At 64.5% G+C, this 3,069-nt stretch carries 3 protein-coding genes and 1 pseudogene; all 4 read right to left on the reverse strand.

The annotated features are described in order from the left end of the window. Positions 1–331, reverse strand: a pseudogene (locus tag QZY03_RS12295) (transposase); the annotation flags it as partial. A 31-nt stretch (positions 332–362) separates the two neighbouring features. Further along, complete coding sequence (locus tag QZY03_RS12300; protein WP_295581399.1) at positions 363–1,421, reverse strand: trypsin-like peptidase domain-containing protein; 1,059 nt, start codon at positions 1,419–1,421, stop codon at positions 363–365. A gap of 197 nt (positions 1,422–1,618) precedes the next feature. Continuing rightward, entirely contained in the window at positions 1,619–2,269 is a 651-nt protein-coding gene (locus QZY03_RS12305) for a Uma2 family endonuclease (protein WP_295581401.1), read from the reverse strand. A 51-nt stretch (positions 2,270–2,320) separates the two neighbouring features. Further along, complete coding sequence (locus QZY03_RS12310) at positions 2,321–2,926, reverse strand: hypothetical protein (RefSeq protein WP_295581403.1); 606 nt, start codon at positions 2,924–2,926, stop codon at positions 2,321–2,323. Between the last annotated feature and the right edge of the window lie 143 nt (positions 2,927–3,069).

A 3,069-nucleotide genomic window follows, 5' to 3' on the forward strand; every position in this document is an offset into this window, starting at 1 on the left:
GCAACACCGGAGTCTCCGCCGCGGCGTTGCTGAGGCTGTACTTGAGGTCGGCGCGGGCGCCCAGTTCGCGGCGCACCAGCAGATGCCAGCACCGGGCGGCGGGTTCGGCACCATCCCACAGCCACACCCGCTGATGCAGGACCTCAACGGTCAATTCGCCCTTGGTGCTGTCGCGCAGCGTGACGGCCTGCAAGGTCGCCAGCGCGCCGCGACTCAGGGCGGTAAACACGCCCACCTGGCAATTATCGACCTTTCCCAGCCGCCCGTTCCGTTGCCGTGCCACCCCCACCGAGTGGCGTCCTTTCTTGGTGATCCCGCTCTCATCAATCATCCCGCACGGGGTATCACTCGAAGACCCCCGCTCAGCGCAACTCCGGAAAGGCATCGCGGGCTATCGCAATCGGGATCGCTATCCCGAACCCCTGGTAGTTGGCATCGCCGCCCTGGGTCAGCTTGGCGTAGTTGACGGCAATGACCTCCCCCGCTTCATTGACCAGAGGGCCGCCGCTATTGCCGGGCAGCAACTGGACATCGGTCAGGATCTGCTCGGTTCCCAGTCGCGTCACGCGGCCGGAGGTGACGCTGTCGGACACGCCCAGCGGATTTCCGATGGCATAAACCGAGTCTCCCTGCCCGAGACGGCGCTGAACGGCCTCCGGCAGCACCGGGGTTCGGTATCCATCGAGCTTCAGAAGCGCCAAATCGTGAGGTTCGCTGACGCCGATCAGTCGTGCTCCAAGTTGTTCACCGTCTTTCAGCACGACGGTGAAACTGTTCTGCACCATCGCGCTGCTGGTCTTCAGGCTCCTTTCCAGCTTGGCCTTGTTCAGCGCGCGCTGCCCCTCCTCTACCTCGGCCGACAGTTCAACAGTCGCCGACTTGAAATACTCATATTCACGCTGGAGCGCGCGCGCCTGGGCGCCGCCGCCCTGGCCCTGCCGCTTGAGGTTGGCGAGTTCCGACTCGGCACCGGCGGCGCGCTTGCGGCGGGCCGCGAGTTCGGTTTCCATCGCACTCAGACGCCGTTCCATTTCGTTGAACAAACGCTGCTCCTCATCTCGTGGCTCAGCGATCGGGCGCACCACATGGCGATTCGTCAGGATGTAGCCATCCTCACTGATGAAAAAGCCGGCGCCCTCGCCGGACTGTGACTTGATCGCGACGGTTGCCAGTGTCGCCTGCTGGACCGGGGTTCCGCCGCCAAAGCGTGCGGACAACCGTGCGGCAAGGTCGCGGGTCGCCGCGGGTTGATCGGCAGCCGTCGTCGACGGCTGCGACACCCGCGCTCCCGGCGGGGGGCGATCGGTGAAATGCCAACTGCCGTCGGCGTCCTGATACTTGAACACCTCGCCCGAGGCGGGAGTGCAGACCAGCGCAACCAACAGCGGCGCCAGGGAGAGGGCTCGACCGATGCGACTCATGTGACGTGAATTCCAAGCCTGACGATGAATGGTGACAGCCACGCGGCAGAACGGGCCTCGATCAAGATTCCGGCCACTTGGGCTCGCCGGGTGCGTAGTCAGGCCATCCTGGCCTGACACCGTCAGGGCTGGAAGCCCTGACTACGCACGCCACTGGCCGGGATTACGATCAAGGCCGCAGAACGCAATCGAGCCGCTCAGAACCCCTCCGCCCAGACCCCGGACAGATCCAGCCGGAAACCCGGCAGGACCGTCTCATCGGTCAGGGTGCCGGGATTATCCAGGCACTCCTCCGCCCCTTGCTCGGGAAAACGATAGACCTGTCGCGATGTCGGCAGGATCAGCCAGCCGAGCCGCACGCCATTCGCCCGGTATTCGCGCATTTTGGCGATCAGTTCGGTCCGGTGGTCATTCGCCGAGGCCAATTCAATCACGAAGTCCGGGGCCAGGGGCAGAAACTGCTTTTTCTCCTTGTCACTCAGTCGCGCCAGCCGCTCGCGCAGCACCCAGGAACAATCAGGCGACAGCACGGCACCGTTCGGCAGCACAAAACCGGTCGACGAATCGAACACGACACCGCGACCGTTCTGTCTGGCCCAAAGACCCAGATCGATGATCAGATCCGAGTTGCGTTTCCCCGTGATCCCTCCGGTTGGCGGCATGATGCGGATATCTCCTCTGGCACTGCGCTCGATCCGGTACTCCCGATTGGCCTGACAGATGGCAAAGAACAGTGCGTTATCCAATCTGACAGCGGGCGGGACGCGCAGGTCCACCCGCGGCAGGTCCGGGGTAAAGCCCATAGTGATGCCCTCGCGGCAGCGTGGCGCCTGAACAGCGCGGTTCACAGGGAGTCTAGCACGGACGCTCGGACTGCCAAGATGGCCGGTGGCGATGCGTCATTGCTCATCGCGATGGCCCGCGACCGCATGCCGGACCGGACGGTCATGGAGGTGTCGCCACGTCTGGTTGTTCATCCAGACATTGGTTCCAGCCGCTCCCTGACTCAGCAGCAAGTCGTCGGCGCCATTGCCGTCCAGATCGACCGTCAGCAGGAGATCCGCGCTCATCGTGTCGACCCGGCTCCAGACCCTGTCATTCATCCACAACCAGATGCCGTCACCGCCCAGATCGAAGGCGAGGTCGAGCCGTCCGTTGCCGTCAAAATCGCCGGCCGCCATGTGCTTGGGCGAGCCGGGGTGCAGACGCTCCCAACGCTGATCGCGGGAGATCCAGACGCCATCCGCGCCGCGATTCGCCACCAGATTGCCCAGACCATCACCGTCGATGTCGGCAATGAGCAGACCCTGAGTCGGGGCTGAGTGCAGTTTGACCCACACGGTTCCGTTCAACTGATGCAGCAGGGCCCAGAGACCCGCCGGACCCAAATCGGCCACCAGGTCCGCCTGCTGGTCGCCGTCGAGGTCGCCGAGCGCCAGGTTGGTCGGGGGCACGCCGCCCGGCGGCGCCGGGATGACTTCCCAGCCGGTATTGTGCTTGCGCACCGCAACTCGACTTTGGCCATTTCAGGCCGTCGAGGCCAGTTGATCCAGCAAGCGTTCCCAGTCCCGCTGGGAAATAACGAGGGCGTCCGGGTCTGCGGTTGAGTTGACGAAATTCGCCGCCGCCCAACTGGTGCGGCGCACCA

Origin of the sequence: uncultured Lamprocystis sp. (assembly GCF_903933125.1) — a bacterium.
Lineage (GTDB): Bacteria > Pseudomonadota > Gammaproteobacteria > Chromatiales > Chromatiaceae > Thiodictyon.

Bases quoted from the DNA above. Each gene is read 5' to 3' on its own strand.
- QZY03_RS12300 (WP_295581399.1), bottom strand. From the start codon at position 1,421: ATGAGTCGCATCGGTCGAGCCCTCTCCCTGGCGCCGCTGTTGGTTGCG.